Genomic DNA, 15,170 nt, shown 5'->3' with positions numbered 1-15,170 from the left:
GTTCCCCGACCCCCTACTCGAAGGTCTTCAGGGTGTCCTCACCGTGGGTCCACCAGACACCGAGCCTCTGGCGCGTCAGGAGCCAGCCGTTCGGGCCCCGGCTGAACTCCCAGTCGTAGGGGCCGCCCATCGAGTAGGGGGAGGAAGTCTTCCCGGATTCGGTGACGGCGACGAACCACATGTAGCCGATGCCGGTCGCGCGGTCGCCGTCCATGTCGAAGTGCATGTTCAGGATGTGGTGCTGCATGCTCGGGTAGGGCGATTCCGCTGCTTCCACCGTCGCCAGGACCGCGTCCTTCCCGTGGATCTTCTCCCATGGCCCGAACTCCAGCACCGCGTTATCGGCCCAGCAAGCGATCCAGGTCTGCCAGTCCTTGCGGTCCAGTGCCCTCCACCCTTGGATCATGAGGGCACGCAGGGCTTCTTTGTCCTCCAGGTCCCGCAGTCTTCGCACCAGGCTGTCGTAGTCGGCGGCAGTGGGTGGCATACCTGCTCCTTTCCTTCCGGAGTGGGTCACTGGGCGCTTGCGGTGGGGCGGACGACGATTTCGTTCACGTCGACCTGCGACGGCTGTGAAAGGGCGTAGGCGATGGCCTCCGCGATGGCTGCGGCCGGCAGTGCCACGGCGCGGTAGGTCTTCATCGCCTCCCTGGCCGCACGGTCGGAGATGCTGTCCGCGAGTTCGGACTCGATCACGCCGGGGGAGACGAGGGTGACCCGGATGTCCCCGGCGGACTCCTGGCGCAGCCCTTCGGAGATCGCACGGACAGCGAATTTGGTGGCGCAGTAGACGGCGGCGGTGGGGGAGACCTCGTACGCGCCGACGGAGGCGATGTTCACGAAGTGCCCGCCGCCCTGTGCGCGCATCACGGGCAGGGCGGCGGCGATGCCGTGCAGGACTCCCCGCACGTTCACGTCGATCATGCGGTCCCACTCATCGGTCTTGAGCGCTTCCAGCGGGGAGAGGGGCATCAGACCCGCGTTGTTCACGAGGGCGTCGATCCGGCCGTACTCGCCCACCGCCGCATCGATGAACGCGCGCGTCTCTGCCGCGTCGGTGACATCCAGCTTTCCGAAGGCGGCGGTGCCGCCCTCCTTCGTGATCTCCTCGACCAGCCGCTCCAGTCGGTCGGTGCGGCGCGCCCCGAGAAAGACCTGGTGCCCGTCCGCCGCCAGACGCCGTGCGGTCGCCTCACCGATACCGCTGCTCGCACCGGTGATCGCTACCACCTTGGTGATCCGTGCCATGTTTTCCTCCTTGAAGAGAATGAGGTGCCAGTGGTGGAACACTCCGTCACGGACCTCGCCCGTGGCGGTGACACCGTTTGTCGACGGAGTCGAGATGACTACCGGTCAGCGTGCAGCGGCCGGCAAGGCACTGCGACGCGTGCCGCGAGCCTCGTCGTCATGGCTGTCGGGCATACCGCTCCTGCCGGGTGGTCCGTCCGCGGTCACCCGCACACCGACCACATCCGCCCTCTCACCGGACCCGGCCCCTGTCGCAGGGCCCGACTGTTCGCTCACCGTGCCGCTTCCGTACTTCCGTCCGGCTCTCCGGAGTCTGGACGGCGGCGGAAGGGCACGCCAGGACAGGCTGTTCCCGGGTACGGCGCACCCAGGAACACAGGCGGGCCGGGGGGATCCAAACCGAAGTGGAGCCAGCACGGCGGTTGGAGACTTCCTTCGCGGACCCTGCGGACCCTGCGGACCCTGCGGACCCTGCGGACGGCTGCGGCGCTGGTACGGCGACGTAGGGCTGGCCGGCCTCCTGCGGCCGGCGCCGGGTGGCCGGGCTGCGGGCGGAAGGAGATGGCCGTCCTGACCGGCAGGAACACCGGCTGTCCCGGAGCGGCGGTCGTCATGAACGGTGCGCCGTGGGGTACACGAAGGCAATGGTCCACCGTAGTGCCACCGAACCGGCCCCGGTCTACCCGGCGGCTGAGGGCCCCATGTGGGCGGGCTGGGTCTACGTCGGGCTGGCTGCACTGGCCGGTGCCCAGCTCCTGGCAACCGTGCTGAGGGCGGGTTCCGGTGAACCGGCCCTACTCCCCAGCCTGGTCGGCGTGATCGCGTTCCCCGCGTTGGCCGCGGGTTCCTTCCTGCGGACTCGCCGGAGCCGTGCCCGAACCGACCTGGCCCGCGATTGCCTCATCGGCCGGGGCGGGTGACCTTGCCGCGGCCTGCTTTCGAACGCATGGGCGGCTGCTGGCCGGGCCGCCGTGGCCTCGCCCCACCACAAGCGCGGCTTTGTCCATCTCGGCACCACCACCGCGGGAGCCCTCACCAGCTGGCTCCGAACAACCGGCCATGCCGAGGGGCGAAGCCGCAGGATCGGCTTCGCCCCGTGTGCGGCAGGAGGATTGCCGCTATCCGGCGGCGCCCGGTGCGATGGCGGTCACGGTGAATTCATTACCGCAGACCTTCAGGCCCGAAGTGCGCGCGGTCATCGACTCCTTGGAGCCCGGAGGGAACGCCTGCACCAGGTCAGCACCCTTCCAGCAGCCGGAGCCCTTCAGCCCCTCGTTGAGCGTGTGCAGCACCGCGTGCGCGCTGCTGCCGGGAGCCAGCGTCACGGCCGTCCCCGCCCCTCCTTCGCGCGCGGCAGGCTTGCCGATCGTCTGGCCGTCTCCGGCCAGGAGGGAGACCCCGGGGTAACCCCGCAGGGTGCAGGACTGCTTGCCGCTGTTGGTGAAGACCAGCGCGTAGCGGATATTGCCCGCACCCGCGTCGGGCGCACCCAGACGCATCCGCATCGACGTCGCCGCGCAGCGGTTCGAGGAGTTGTCGGCGGACGCGGCGCTTCGTGCTGCGGTGGGCCGGCGGTTGCTGCCCGTCGACCCGCCGGTGTTCTGCGAGCCGCCGGCGGTGTCGCCGCCACCGGATGCTGTGTCGGAACCGGCGCTGTGGGAAGTGGCCGCCGAGGACGGGTTTCCGGAGCCGGTGGTCTTGCCGTCCTGGCAGGCGGTGAGCGCGACGGCGGCAGCGGTGGCGAGCACCGCGGCGGCGAGCTTATGTGGGTGGCGGGGGGAGGGGAGGGCGGGCATGTCGCTCCTGATCTGGTTGAACGTCGTGCGTAGACCTGCGGGGCACTCGTCCGCCTGTCCCGGGGACAGGCGGCGCAACACCTCTGACGCTCAGTGGGGTGACGCCAGGTGGGGGCGGGGTTGCGGAGCACGAGTAATCCTCGACGTGATCACTTACGGTCCGCTAATGCTGCACTAACGTCGCGCGGACATCGCGCCGCGAGAGGTTCTACGAGTCGCACCGGCTGCCGACGGATCGGATCGCCGGGCTCTTGGATCGGCCGCACTCGTCATCAGCGCGCAACCGGTGCAGGAGGCTGACAACGCAGCCACATGGACGACCGTTACCTTTCGAGGGCTGCCGGTCGCCGCTCGAAGCGCGGCCGTGGCCCGACAGCAGCCGGCCGCCCACCCTCGCCGCGGCGCGGTACTCGATCCACTCCGCGCAAGGCCAGGGACCCCACGGCCTACTGGATGCTCCAGCGGTGCGGATGCGAGGGGTCGGCGGGGCAGGCGAAGACGTTCAGTTGACCCCAGCGGCCCACGGTGACCTTGGTCGGCACGGCGGACCGGTGCGTGGGCAGGTTCCGTTCCTCCAGCGGTTTCCAGCTGCCGCTGCCGCCGTCCCACTCCCGGCTGTCGATGGTCAGCAGTAGGTGCATCGGTGCGGCGCAGGCCCGGCAGTCCATGGGAGAGGGGTCGGTCAGGTGCCATGACGCGAACCCGCCGACGCGCCAGCCGGGCGGAATGGACAGGTCGTACTGGTAGGCGGGCGGCTCGGGTGCGTCAGTGTCCGCCGCATCTTCGGCCTGCTCCTCAAGGGCTTCTTCCCAGGCATCGATTCGGGCGCACAGGTCCTCGGGAAGCAGGCCGGCGAACGGGTACGTGGCCACCTGTTCCGGGTGCAGCACGCAGGGCTCCGGCACGTACCCCTCGTAGCCCACGACCTCCGGTCGGGGCGGTGCGGCCAGGACCTCGGCGACCTCGGAGGACCGGCGCCAGCGGAGGTCCAGTGACATGCCGTACCCGGTCCTTCCGTGCCGGTCGAAGGGGCACCAGAACACCTGGAGCAGGTCACAGCCGTCCGGGCCCGCCGGCAGGTCGGGCAGGTCCCGCCGGTAGAGCTGGGCGACGCCGATCATCGGCAGCGGGTCGGTGTCGGCCGGCCCCGCGATGCGGTGCTCGCGCGAGAGCTCCGCCAGGAGTGCCCGCTCCTCCGCCGTGGGGCCCGAGCCCGGGTCGCGGTCCCAGGCGCCGGCGAGGACTTGTCGCTCCCGGTGGATGTCCACGGGACGCCGGCCGGTCCCGCGGGTGTGCGGCTCGGTGCACACCGGCCACGGCTCGTCCGCCGGCCACAGCAGGGGCCCGCCCACGGAACTGGACGACACGGCCGGTCTGCCCGGCCGCGGGTGCAGCCGGGTGGTCGTTCCGCGGTAGGAGGCCAGTTCTGGGAACAGCGCCTCGACATCGAGCGGGCGTGGCGGCGTGGTCCTGGTCATGGACGCGACCCTAATCATCAGCGGGCCTCGGTCACCGAGCGCCCCCTTGCCGCCTTCCTCCGGCGCGCGGAGCCGTGACCGCGAAGGCGTGACCGGCCGAGTCCGCTCCGAACCGGTGGTGTCGACATGCGGGTTCTGGCTCAGACCGTGTGGGCCTGTCACCGTGAGTGCCGTGCAACCTGTCGGGTGCCACGGCATGAGGTGGCGTTGCGGTGGCCGCCACGCCCTCTTCGGTATCGAAGACCGCGGTACTTCACGTGCGTTGTGGTAGCCGGTCGAAATCAGGTGCTTGGGGGGACGACGTTTGTGCCAGCGACCTCTCTGCACATCAGCCTCGCCGTCGGGAACTGGTACGGCTGGTTGGTCGTCTCACCGGGCATGCCCTCTGCTCTCGTTGTGGGAATCGATCCGCACACCGTGCCCGGTATGGACGGCAACGCGATGCGCGCTGCCCTCGACCAGGAGCTGGCGCGCTTCGGCGACCATGCAATCGATGCCTCCATGGCGCTGCTCGCGCTGGATGGGTCGGCCGAGTCCACGCTGATCGCCGCACTGTCCGGGCGTGACTGGGACGTTGTGGTCATCGGAGGCGGGATCCGCAAACCGGAGCCTCTTCTGCAGCTCTTCGAGCACGTGGTGAACTTGGCGCGACGTCGCGCCGCAGGCCGCGATCGCGTTCAACACCAGCGGGGGCGACAGCGTCGAAACGGCCAAGCGGTGGGTGTGAAGGCGGGCTGAGGCACGGGGTGCGTGACCGACACTCCCATGGGGAATCGCCCCCGCGGGATGGGGAGTTACGTGACGTTCACGCCCCCTGGAGCTCAAACGCCAGATGTTCGGCCGCGCCGGGCTTCGACTTCTCCGGAACGAGTCCTGCTCGCTCCCGTATCGAGCTGCACCAAGCGCGCTTTATGCGCAGGCAGCCGCCTTCAGGACATCCGCGGTGAGCAGTGACAGCAGGCCGATCCCTTCGGCTGCGAGCGCCTCCGCGCCGCCCTGCTGCCGGTCGATGACACACAGCGACTCGCGGATGTCCGCACCCAGAGCACGCAACTCGGTAGAGGAGAGCACGATCTGGCCACCGCTGGTGACCACGTCTTCCACGACCAAGACTCGGCGCCCGACGATGTCGGCCCCTTCAGCCAGACGGCACGTTCCATACGGCTTTGCCTGCTTACGCACGAAGGCACAGGGCAGACCGGTGTGCCGACCGAGCGCAGTGACCACTGGGATGCCACCCATCTCGAGTCCGGCCAGCACCTCCGTGTCCGACGGTACGAGCGTGACCATCTCCCGGGCGATGGAATCGAGGAGAACGGGGTCACCTTCGAAGCGGTACTTGTCGAAGTACTCGGTGGCCCTGCAGCCCGACCGGAGTACGAACTCGCCGGTCAGGTGGGAAGCGGCATGAATCTGGCGGGCAAGGTCTGAAGAAGTCACAGGATCGAAGTATCCCAGCACCAATGCAGCATGCGAGTCAGTTCACATCGACGTTGTCGAAGAGTTCGAGCAGTCTGCTGCGTCACCTCGACGTCGGTCCCGCGGTTCTCGTCGGAGGTGACCGGCAACGGCAGAAGGAACCGAGCGATGTTCACCTGCGCGGATCGCTGGGAGGAATGGCGGTCTGCTGAGTGAGGGCACTCCGGCGATGGCTGGGACGGCGTCGGTCACGTACTCTCCGCCGCGAGCTGTCGCGGATCCCGGTTTCGTGTCCCACAGTGGTTGAAGTGTTCTGCGTGTGGAAAGCCGCTTGGGTGGGTGGAGGCCGGTCGGTCCGCCCGCCCGAGACGCGGGCGCGATCCATGAAGGCTGCTACACGCGGTAGCACCGCGTCCGGTGGGCGGGGAGCGCGACGAGCAGCTGCGCCAGGCCGAGCGGGACGGTTCGGTGTGTGGGTATCGCCGACGTGCACGTCTCTTGTCTGCGCGGACGTCCGTCGTTCACCCGCTGCTCCGGAAGCCTCGGGCCGCCTTCGTGTCGTATGCCCGCACCATCAACACGGGAGAATGCATGCTCTTCGCGCTATCGCCCACCCCAAGGGCCGCGGGCCTCGGCCGGCCCACTTCGCCGGTGGTCCCCAAGCCGGGTGACCCGCCCCGGCAACCACACCCCGGCGCGCCGGACCCGCCACCGCCCGGCCCACTCGATCCTGTGCACCCTGATCCGAACCCCCCGCCCGTTCCCGATCCGGGCAAGGAACCGGAGCCACAACCCGCTCCGGATCGCCGGTACTGCACTTGATGCGGCCGGCGGGCGACGTCGCCGTCCGCCCGCCGTTGCCCGGCGCCGCATGCAGGAAACCCCTGTTCTGGCGCATCGACGGCGGCGGCGCCCCTTCCAACGACTGAACCGCGAGCCGGGCCGTCTGGTCGAGACCGGGCCGGCCCTCTCGTGTCGCGCGTGGCTGCGTTTGGGCGTGGAGTGGGAGTGCATGGCTGCGGACGGGACGGTGCATCCGGCAAGCGGCAGGCCCAGCATCCCGAACACACTGATCAAGGAGTCTCATCATGCCTGCAGGTTCGAGCAAGAAGCGTGAGCGCCAGTACGAGCACATCAAGGAACAGTCCGAGGAGCGCGGCACCTCCGAAAAGCGGGCGAAGGAGATCGCCGCCCGCACGGTGAACAAGGAGCGTGCTCGCTCCGGTGAGGCGAGGTCCGCCGGCAAGGTCTCCACCCGCGACCCCAAGTCCGCCCCGCAGCGCGGTGGCGAGCGTTCCCACAGCGGACCGCAGGGGCCCACGAAGGACCAGCTGTATGAGGAGGCCAAGAAGAAGAACGTCGACGGCCGCTCCACCATGACCAAGGAACAGCTGCGCAAGGCCGTCGGCCGCTGAACGGAGCGGGTTCCGCGAGCCGGATCGGTGACGGTTTCCGTGTCGGGCTCGTCGACGGTCAGCAGGGGGCGGCATCGAGCCCCTGCCCCGCGCCGGCGGGATACCGGGCAGGAGACGCCCTACCTCGCCGGTGCGCAGGCCGATGAAGCCGCCGCACACATCCCCGGGCGCGGAACCACCGTCGCCGTCGGGCCTGGTCAGCGCCGAAGTACCGGCGCCTTCCGGGCGGGCCCGCATGCCTGCCGCTGCCCGGATGGGTGAGTAACCCACCCGCCAAGGGGCACGCGAGGCCTGAAGGGGCGACTTTGGAGAGGTAGGCCATGCGTCGACGCGCTGGAGGAACCATGGGCGTACGCCGGCTGCTGCGCGAATGGCCCGCGTACCGGCAGCTGACCAAGAAGGATCCGCTGGGCCGTGGCCGTGCCGCAATGTCCCGGCACACCGAAGAGCTGCGGCCGCGTACGGACACCGCCGACCGTGTGGTGGGGTCGATCTGCCCGTACTGCGCGGTCGGCTGCGGACAGCAGGTGTACGTCAAGGACGACCGGGTGGTGCAGATCGAGGGGGACCCCGACTCCCCGATCAGCAGGGGGCGACTGTGTCCCAAGGGGTCGGCGACGCTGCAGCTGACGACGGGGGACTCCCGGCGTCATCAGGTCCTCTACCGGCGGCCGTACGGGACCGAGTGGGAGCCGCTGGACCTCGACACGGCCATGGACATGATCGCCGAGCGGGTGATCAAGCTGCGTCGTGACACCTGGCAGTGGGAGGAGGGCGGCCGGCGGGTCGCCCGGACGCTCGGCATCGCCAGCCTGGGTGGCGCGACCCTCGACAACGAGGAGAACTACCTGATCAAGAAGTTGCTGACCGGTCTCGGCGTGGTCCAGGTGGAGAACCAGGCCCGGGTCTGCCACAGCTCCACGGTCGCCGGTCTCGGTACCTCGTTCGGGCGAGGCGGGGCGACCACCTTCATGCAGGATCTCCAGCACGCGGACTGCATCGTCATCGAAGGCTCCAATTTCGCCGAGGCGCACCCGGTCGGCTTCCAGTGGGTCATGGAGGCCAAGGCGCGCGGCGCCCGGATCATCCACGTCGATCCGCGCTTCACCCGTACCAGCGCCCTGTGCGACCTGCATGTGCCGATCCGGGCGGGCAGCGACATCACCTTCCTCGGCGGGATCATCCATTACGTCCTGAGCGAGGAGAAGGACTTCCGGGAGTACGTCCTCGCCTATACGAATGCCGCCACGCTGGTCAGCGAGGACTTCCGCGACACCGAGGATCTCGGCGGCGTCTTCTCCGGCCTGGACGAGGAGCAGCGGCGCTACGACCCCGCGAGCTGGCAGTACGAAGGCACCGACGTCCAGGCACCGGCGGGCGACGTCGAGCAACTGCACGACCAACGCCTCCAGGACAGCAAGGTCACGCCGCAGGTGACTCCGGGGCACGCCGAGTCACATGGCGCGGGCGGCCCCCAGGCCCACCCCCGCGCACCGCAGGACCCGACGCTGCAGCACCCCCGTTGCGTCTACCAGATCCTCAAGCGGCATTACGCCCGCTACACCCCCGAGATGGTCGAGCGGACCTGCGGGGTGCCACGCGAGACGTTCTTGCAGGTGTGCGAGGCGCTGACGGAGAATTCCGGGCGCGAGCGCACCAGCGCCTTCGTCTACGCGGTGGGCTGGACGCAGCACTCGGTGGGCTCTCAGTACATCCGGGCGGCCAGTGTGCTCCAGCTGCTGCTGGGCAACATCGGCCGCTCCGGCGGCGGCATCCAGGCGCTGCGCGGCCATGCGTCCATCCAGGGCTCCAGCGACATTCCCACCCTCTTCAACCTGCTGCCCGGCTATCTGCCGATGCCGCATGCGCACACCCATGAGGACCTGGACAGTTTTGTCGCGGCGAGCCGTACCGACAAGGGTTTCTGGGGCCAGATGCGGGCGTACTTCGTCAGCCTGCTGAAGGCGTACTACGGCGACGCCGCCACGCCCGGCAACGACTTCTGCTTCGACCATCTGCCGCGGCTCACCGGCTCCCACAGCACCTATGACACCGTGCTCGCCCAACTGGACGGCGTGTGCAAGGGCTACTTCCTCATGGGCGAGAACCCCGCGGTCGGCTCCGCCAACACCCGTTTGCAGCGGCTGGGGATGGCCAACCTGGACTGGCTGGTCGTCCGCGACTTCTCCCTCATCGAGTCGGCGACCTGGTGGCAGGACGGACCCGAGATCGAGACCGGCGAACTGCGCACCGAGGACATCGGGACGGAGGTGTTCTTCCTCCCGGCGGCGGCCCACACCGAGAAGTCCGGTTCCTTCACCAACACCAACCGCTGGCTGCAGTGGCACCACGCCGCCGTCGAGCCGCAGGGCGATGCGCGCAGCGATCTGTGGTTCATGTATCACCTGGGCCGGCGCATCAAGGAGAAGCTGGCGGCGTCCACCGATCCGATGGACCGGATGATCCAGGACCTGACCTGGGACTACCCGGTGGAGGGGCCGCTCCGGGAGCCGGTCGCCGCGGCCGTGCTGGCCGAGATCAACGGCCACGGCCCCGACGGGGCACCACTGAGCGCCTACACCGAGCTCAAGGACGACGGTTCGACCCGGTGCGGCTGCTGGATCTACTGCGGGGTCTTCGCGGACGGCGTCAACCAGGCCGCCCGCCGCACTCCGCACACCGAGCAGGACTGGGTCGCCGCCCGGTGGGCCTGGGCCTGGCCCGCGAACCGGCGGATCCTCTACAACCGGGCCTCGGCCGCCCCCGACGGTACTCCCTGGAGTGCGCGCAAGGCCTATGTCTGGTGGGACGCCGACGACGGACGCTGGACCGGCCATGACATCCCCGACTTCCTTCCCGACCGGGCCCCGGACCACGTGCCTCACCCGGAAGCCACCGGACCCGACGCCCTGCGCGGCGACGACCCCTTCATCATGCAGGCCGACGGCAAGGGCTGGCTCTACGCACCGTCCGGGCTGCTCGACGGGCCGCTGCCGACCCATTACGAGCCACAGGACTCCCCGTTCACCAACGCCCTCTACCCTGACCGCCCGCGTAATCCCACCAAGCAGCTCTACTTCCGCGCGGGTAACCGCTACCACCCCAGCGGCGACGAGCCGGGCGCCGAGGTCTATCCGTACGTGCTGACCACGCACCGTCTCACCGAGCACTTCACGGCGGGCGGGATGAGCCGCTGGTCGTCCCATCTGGCCGAGCTGCAACCCGAGTTGTTCTGTGAGGTGTCACCGCAACTCGCCGCGGAGCGCGGCCTGGAGCACTCCGGATGGGCCACGATCATCACCGCCCGCAACGCCATCGAGGCCCGGGTCGCGGTCACCGACCGCATCAGGACACTGACCGTGCACGGCCGTACGGTGCACCAGATCGGGCTGCCCTTCCACTGGGGGCCCAACGGGGTCGTCACCGGCGATGCGGCGAACGAGCTGGTCGCCATCGCGCTGGACCCCAACTCCCATATCCAGGAGGACAAGGCCCTCACCGCCGACATCCGGCCGGGGCGGCGGCCGCGCGGCCCCGCGCTTCCCCGCCTGGTGGCCGATTACCGGCGGCGTGCGGGCATCACCGAGCACACCGGAGAGGACCACCGGTCATGACCGACAGCCTGCTCAGCGGCCCGGAGCCCGACCCGGCCGGCGACGCCGGTCATGCCGATGCCCCGCCCCGGGTGGGGTTCTTCACCGATACCTCGGTCTGTATCGGCTGCAAGGCGTGCGAGGTGGCGTGCAAGGAGTGGAACGCGATCCCGGAGGACGGGCTCTCGCTCACCGGCATGTCGTACGACAACACCGCTGAACTCGGCGCCTCGACCTGGCGCCATGTGGCCTTCATCGAGCAGTCGGCGCCACCGGCCGCGCCCCGGGTGCCCGCCCCCGACGGCCGTACCCAACTGCCGCTCGCCGAGGACTCCTCGCAGTCGGCGGGCGGCGACTTCCGCTGGCTGATGTCCTCCGACGTCTGCAAACACTGCACCCATGCCGCCTGCCTCGATGTCTGCCCGACCGGCTCGCTCTTCCGTACCGAGTTCGGGACCGTCGTGGTCCAGGAGGACATCTGCAACGGCTGCGGCTACTGCGTCCCCGCCTGCCCCTACGGCGTCATCGACCAACGCCCGTCCGACGGCCGCGTCTTCAAGTGCACCCTGTGCTACGACCGGCTCGGCGCCGGGCAGGAGCCGGCCTGTGCCAAGGCGTGCCCGACCGAGTCGATCCAGTTCGGCCCGCTGGACGAACTGCGCGAACGAGCGGCGTTGCGGGTGGACCAGTTGCACTCCGCAGGCGTGCCCGAGGCCCGTCTGTACGGACACGACCCCGAGGACGGGGTCGGCGGGGACGGCGCGTTCTTCCTGCTGCTCGACGAACCCGAGGTCTACGGGCTGCCACCCGATCCGGTGGTCACCACCCGGGACCTGCCCGCGATGTGGAAGCACGCGGGGGCGGCGGCGCTGTCGCTGGTGGGCGGTGCTGCCCTCTCCTTCGCGCTGCCCGCGCTCCTGCGAAGGAAGGTACGACGATGACCGACCAGGCACCCCGCAGCGATGGCACCGGTGCGCGCCGCCGCCGTAAGGGCGAGCAACTCATGGTCCCCCGGGCGGAGTTCCGCTCCTACTACGGGCGACCGGTCATCAAGGCCCCCTCCTGGGCGGCCCGCGACATCGCCGGGTACTTCTTCCTCGGCGGCCTGGCGGGAGCCGGGTCGGTACTCGCCGCGGGCGCCCAGCTGACCGGCCGCACCACTCTGGCGACCGCGATGAAGGTGTCCTCCCTGACGGCGGTGTCCCTGTCGGCCGCGGCACTCATCAACGACCTGGGCCGCCCCGGGCGGTTCGCCAACATGCTGCGGGTACTCAAGCCGACCTCGCCGATGAGCGTCGGCTCGTGGTTGCTCAGTGCCTACGGGCCGGCTGCCGGTGCGGCGGCCCTCTGCGCGGTCACCGGGCGGCTGCCACGGGCCGGCGCCACCGCCACCGCGGCCGCCGCAGTACTGGGGCCGGTGGTCGCCACGTACACCGCGGTCCTCGCGGCGGACACCGCCGTACCGGCCTGGCACGGTGCGCACCGGGAACTGCCGTACCTCTTCGCCGCTTCCGCGACCGCTGCTGCGTCCGGCATGGCGCTGGTGTGCGCACCGACCGCGGACAACGCACCGGCGCGTTGCGCGGCAGTGCTGGCCGCGGCCGCGGAAGCGGCGGCCACCCGAGCCGCCGAACGCCGCCTGGGCATGGTGGCGGAGACCTACCGGGAGGGGCGGGCAGGGAAGCTGCTGCGCTGTGCGCAGGTCCTGACCGGTGGCGCCGCGGTGACCGCGGCGATCGCGGGGCGCCGCTGCCGGACGGCGGCCCTCGCCAGTGGTCTGGCGTTGCTGGCCGGTTCCGCCTGCACCCGCTTCGGCATCTTCGCGGCCGGCATCGCCTCCGCGGAGGACCCCGCCTACACGGTCCTCCCACAACGCGCCGCCAAGGAGGCGGCACTGACGAACTGATCCGCCCTCGGTCACGGGTGCCGGCGGATGCTCGTGCGCCTTCCTCCCTCGCCCGGAGGCCGGAGCGATCAGCATCGTCGACGAGTTCGGTCGGCAGGAGGAATGTCATGGCGAGCGTGGAGCCGGCGCGAAGATGTCCAGGCCGGCCCCGAGGATGACGTATTGGGTGACACCGCGGTCGGCCTGCTCGGCGATCAGATCCTCGATGAAGCGGGCACGGGTCACGATGGCCGCCCGGAACGCGCTGGTGGCGTGGGGGTCCATGTCAGGGCGGTCGCGCCAGTCATCCCGGGGGCCGCCAGCCGCAGTCCGATCTCGTCCTCGATCACGTGCGGCGGCGGGTCGACCTGGACGTGCATCGCCCGCCAGAGGGCGGTCCGCACCGCGCTGCTGTCCGGCGCCTCAGCCTGCTCGTCTGCCATGGTGCTCCCTCTCGTCGCGGTCAGTTCCCGGCGGGAGCCTGGAGGTTCCACAGGCGCCCGTCGGGGTCGCGGACGGCCATTTCCTTGGTCCCGTAGGCGGTGTCCTCGCGCCGATGCGGCTCGTCGAGCCCGGTGGGCACCGAGACGGCAGCGGCCCCCCGTGGCGTCATGCCACCAGGGGCCGGTCCCTGGGGCCGATCGGGGTGGGAAGCGCGGTGGAGCCGGTCAGGTAGCGGTCCGCGGCTGCCGCGGCGGCCCGTCCCTCGGCGATGGCCCACACCACCAGGGACTGGCCGCGCCCCGCGTCGCCCGCGACGAAGACTCCGTCCGGCCGCATGGGGGCGGCCCGTTCGGCCGGCCACGCCGCCTCGGCCGCGAAGCCGCCGTCCCGGGCGAAGTTTCCCCGCTCGTCCAGGGTGAGCCCCAGCTGCCGCATCAGACCGGTGCCCCGCTCGGGACCGGAGAAGCCGAGGGCGACCAGCACCAGCTCCGCCGGGATCACCCGCTCGGTGTCCGGCCGCGGCCTTCTCGCCGTGGGCTCCACCTCCGTCAGACACAGGGCGCGCACCCGGCCGTCCGCCGTTCCTTCGAAGCGCAGGGTGGCGGAGGAGAAAATCCGCGGATCCGTGCCCTCCCGGCCCCGGGCCTCTTCATGGGCATGGGAAATCCGGTAGACCTTCGGATAGATGGGCCAGGGCTCGCCGTCCGGCCGGGCATCGCCCGGCTCCGGGTTGATGTCCAGCTGCACCACGGAGGCCGCGCCCTGGCGCAGCGCGGTGCCCAGGCAGTCCGAGCCGGTGTCCCCGCCCCCGACGATCACCACATGCTTGCCCTCGGCGGTGACAGGAGGCGACGCGAAGTCGCCCTCCACGACCCGGTTGGCGAGGGGCAGGTAGTCCATGGCCTGGTGGATGCCGTGCAGCTCGCGGCCGGGAACGGGCAGTTCCCGCTGCTCGGTGGCTCCGACGGCGATGACCACCGCGTCATGACGCCGTCTGAGCTCGGTGGCGTCGACATCGCTGCCGACGGCCACGCCCGTACGGAACTTGGTGCCCTCCGCCCGCATCTGCTCGATGCGGCGGTCCAGATGCTGTTTGGCCATCTTGAACGCGGGGATGCCGTAGCGCAGCAGCCCGCCGATGCGGTCGGCGCGTTCGTAGACGGCGACGGTGTGGCCGATACGGGTGAGCTGCTGTGCCGCGGCCAGCCCCGCGGGTCCGGAGCCGATGACGGCGACGGTCTTCCCGCTGAGCCGCTCCGGCGGATGCGGTGGCGCGTAGCCGCGCTCCCAGATCTGGTCGGCGATGGTCTGCTCGACATTCTTGATCGTCACCGGATCGGCGTTGAGGGCCAGCACGCAGGCGGCCTCGCACGGTGCCGGGCACAGCCGCCCGGTGAACTCGGGGAAGTTGTTCGTCGCGTGCAGGCGCTCGGCCGCGGCCCGCCAGTCGCCCCGCGCCGCGTACGCGTTCCACTCGGGGATGAGGTTTCCCAGCGGGCAGCCGTTGTGGCAGAACGGTATGCCGCAGTCCATGCAGCGGTCCGCCTGCTCGGACACGAGCGGAAGCAGGGCCTGCCCCGCGTAGACCTCGTCCCAGTCGCTCAGCCGTTCCTCGACGGGGCGCGCCGGGACGGGCCGACGGGGGAACTTGAGGAAGCCGCGAGGGTCGGTCATACCCCGCCTCCATCGCTTGCTCACGCTGCAATATGGCGGTCTTCGTCAGCCTACGCCTGGTTTGTTCTGCTTTCATCGGGGGTCGGCGGAGCCACGGCAGGGGATCGCGGCGTCGGCGCCGCTGCCCCGGGCCCGGTGACCCGGCTCAGTGGCGGGCGCATCCGGCCCGCAAGGCGTATATGTGAATCCATCTATGTGAATCCATCGGAAGGTACCGA

12 protein-coding genes and 2 pseudogenes are annotated in these 15,170 nt (G+C 70.3%); 6 read left to right on the top strand and 8 right to left on the bottom strand.

The features are described 5' to 3' along the window. Positions 1-13: 13 nt before the first annotated feature. Both ACWGI6_RS11080 and ACWGI6_RS11075 read right to left on the bottom strand, forming a co-directional pair. On the bottom strand, positions 14-487 hold the full coding sequence (locus tag ACWGI6_RS11080) for a nuclear transport factor 2 family protein (RefSeq protein WP_453267217.1): 474 nt from the start codon (positions 485-487) through the stop codon (positions 14-16). A gap of 26 nt (positions 488-513) precedes the next feature. Then, positions 514-1,248, bottom strand: a complete 735-nt coding sequence (locus tag ACWGI6_RS11075) for an SDR family oxidoreductase (RefSeq protein ID WP_453267216.1) — start codon at positions 1,246-1,248, stop codon at positions 514-516. 644 nt (positions 1,249-1,892) lie between these two features. On the opposite strand from ACWGI6_RS11075, the gene ACWGI6_RS11070 reads away from it, so the two are divergent. Then, the gene (locus ACWGI6_RS11070; RefSeq protein ID WP_453267215.1) at positions 1,893-2,168 is read left to right on the top strand and encodes a hypothetical protein; all 276 of its coding nucleotides are present in this window, start codon (positions 1,893-1,895) and stop codon (positions 2,166-2,168) included. Positions 2,169-2,366: 198 nt separating this feature from the next. Here the strand turns inward: ACWGI6_RS11070 and ACWGI6_RS11065 are convergent, their stop codons facing one another. Next, a complete protein-coding gene (locus tag ACWGI6_RS11065) occupies positions 2,367-3,044 on the bottom strand; it encodes a DUF4232 domain-containing protein (RefSeq protein WP_453267214.1) in 678 nt (225 codons plus the stop codon). Positions 3,045-3,490: 446 nt separating this feature from the next. Beyond that, positions 3,491-4,522, bottom strand: a complete 1,032-nt coding sequence (locus ACWGI6_RS11060) for a hypothetical protein (protein WP_453267213.1) — start codon at positions 4,520-4,522, stop codon at positions 3,491-3,493. Between the two features lie 378 nt (positions 4,523-4,900). Between ACWGI6_RS11060 and ACWGI6_RS11055 the strand changes: the two are divergent. Then, positions 4,901-5,249, top strand: a pseudogene (locus ACWGI6_RS11055) (hypothetical protein). 182 nt (positions 5,250-5,431) lie between these two features. Here the strand turns inward: ACWGI6_RS11055 and ACWGI6_RS11050 are convergent. Next, positions 5,432-5,983, bottom strand: a complete 552-nt coding sequence (locus tag ACWGI6_RS11050; protein ID WP_453267212.1) for an orotate phosphoribosyltransferase — start codon at positions 5,981-5,983, stop codon at positions 5,432-5,434. A gap of 1,046 nt (positions 5,984-7,029) precedes the next feature. Between ACWGI6_RS11050 and ACWGI6_RS11045 the strand changes: the two genes are divergently transcribed. The 4 genes from ACWGI6_RS11045 (at position 7,030) to nrfD (ending at position 12,855) form a co-directional block, all read left to right on the top strand. Further along, positions 7,030-7,356, top strand: coding sequence for a plasmid stabilization protein (locus ACWGI6_RS11045; RefSeq protein WP_393907979.1), 327 nt, complete (start codon positions 7,030-7,032; stop codon positions 7,354-7,356). Between the two features lie 344 nt (positions 7,357-7,700). Then, on the top strand, positions 7,701-10,970 hold the full coding sequence (gene fdh / locus ACWGI6_RS11040) for a formate dehydrogenase (RefSeq protein WP_453267211.1): 3,270 nt from the start codon (positions 7,701-7,703) through the stop codon (positions 10,968-10,970). Further along, on the top strand, positions 10,967-11,890 hold the full coding sequence (locus ACWGI6_RS11035) for a 4Fe-4S dicluster domain-containing protein (protein WP_453267210.1): 924 nt from the start codon (positions 10,967-10,969) through the stop codon (positions 11,888-11,890). The genes fdh and ACWGI6_RS11035 overlap by 4 nt, the downstream gene beginning before the upstream one ends. Continuing rightward, positions 11,887-12,855, top strand: a complete 969-nt coding sequence (nrfD, locus tag ACWGI6_RS11030; RefSeq protein ID WP_453267209.1) for an NrfD/PsrC family molybdoenzyme membrane anchor subunit — start codon at positions 11,887-11,889, stop codon at positions 12,853-12,855. Before ACWGI6_RS11035 ends, nrfD begins: the two co-directional genes overlap by 4 nt. A 126-nt stretch (positions 12,856-12,981) precedes the next feature. Here the strand turns inward: nrfD and ACWGI6_RS11025 are convergent. From ACWGI6_RS11025 to ACWGI6_RS11015, 3 genes and pseudogenes are all read right to left on the bottom strand, one after another. Continuing rightward, positions 12,982-13,277 (bottom strand): annotated as a pseudogene (locus tag ACWGI6_RS11025) (class I SAM-dependent methyltransferase); the annotation flags it as partial. 20 nt (positions 13,278-13,297) lie between these two features. Then, positions 13,298-13,447 (bottom strand): hypothetical protein, encoded by a 150-nt coding sequence (locus ACWGI6_RS11020; protein WP_453267208.1) that lies wholly within the window; start codon positions 13,445-13,447, stop codon positions 13,298-13,300. Further along, a complete protein-coding gene (locus ACWGI6_RS11015) occupies positions 13,444-14,952 on the bottom strand; it encodes a glutamate synthase subunit beta (RefSeq protein ID WP_453267207.1) in 1,509 nt (502 codons plus the stop codon). The genes ACWGI6_RS11020 and ACWGI6_RS11015 overlap by 4 nt, the downstream gene beginning before the upstream one ends. Positions 14,953-15,170: the final 218 nt, after the last annotated feature.

It is taken from the genome of Streptomyces sp. NPDC054786 (genome assembly GCF_053611685.1).
Note: the sequence above shows the minus strand (reverse complement) of the source record. Positions and strands in the feature narration are given on the sequence as shown.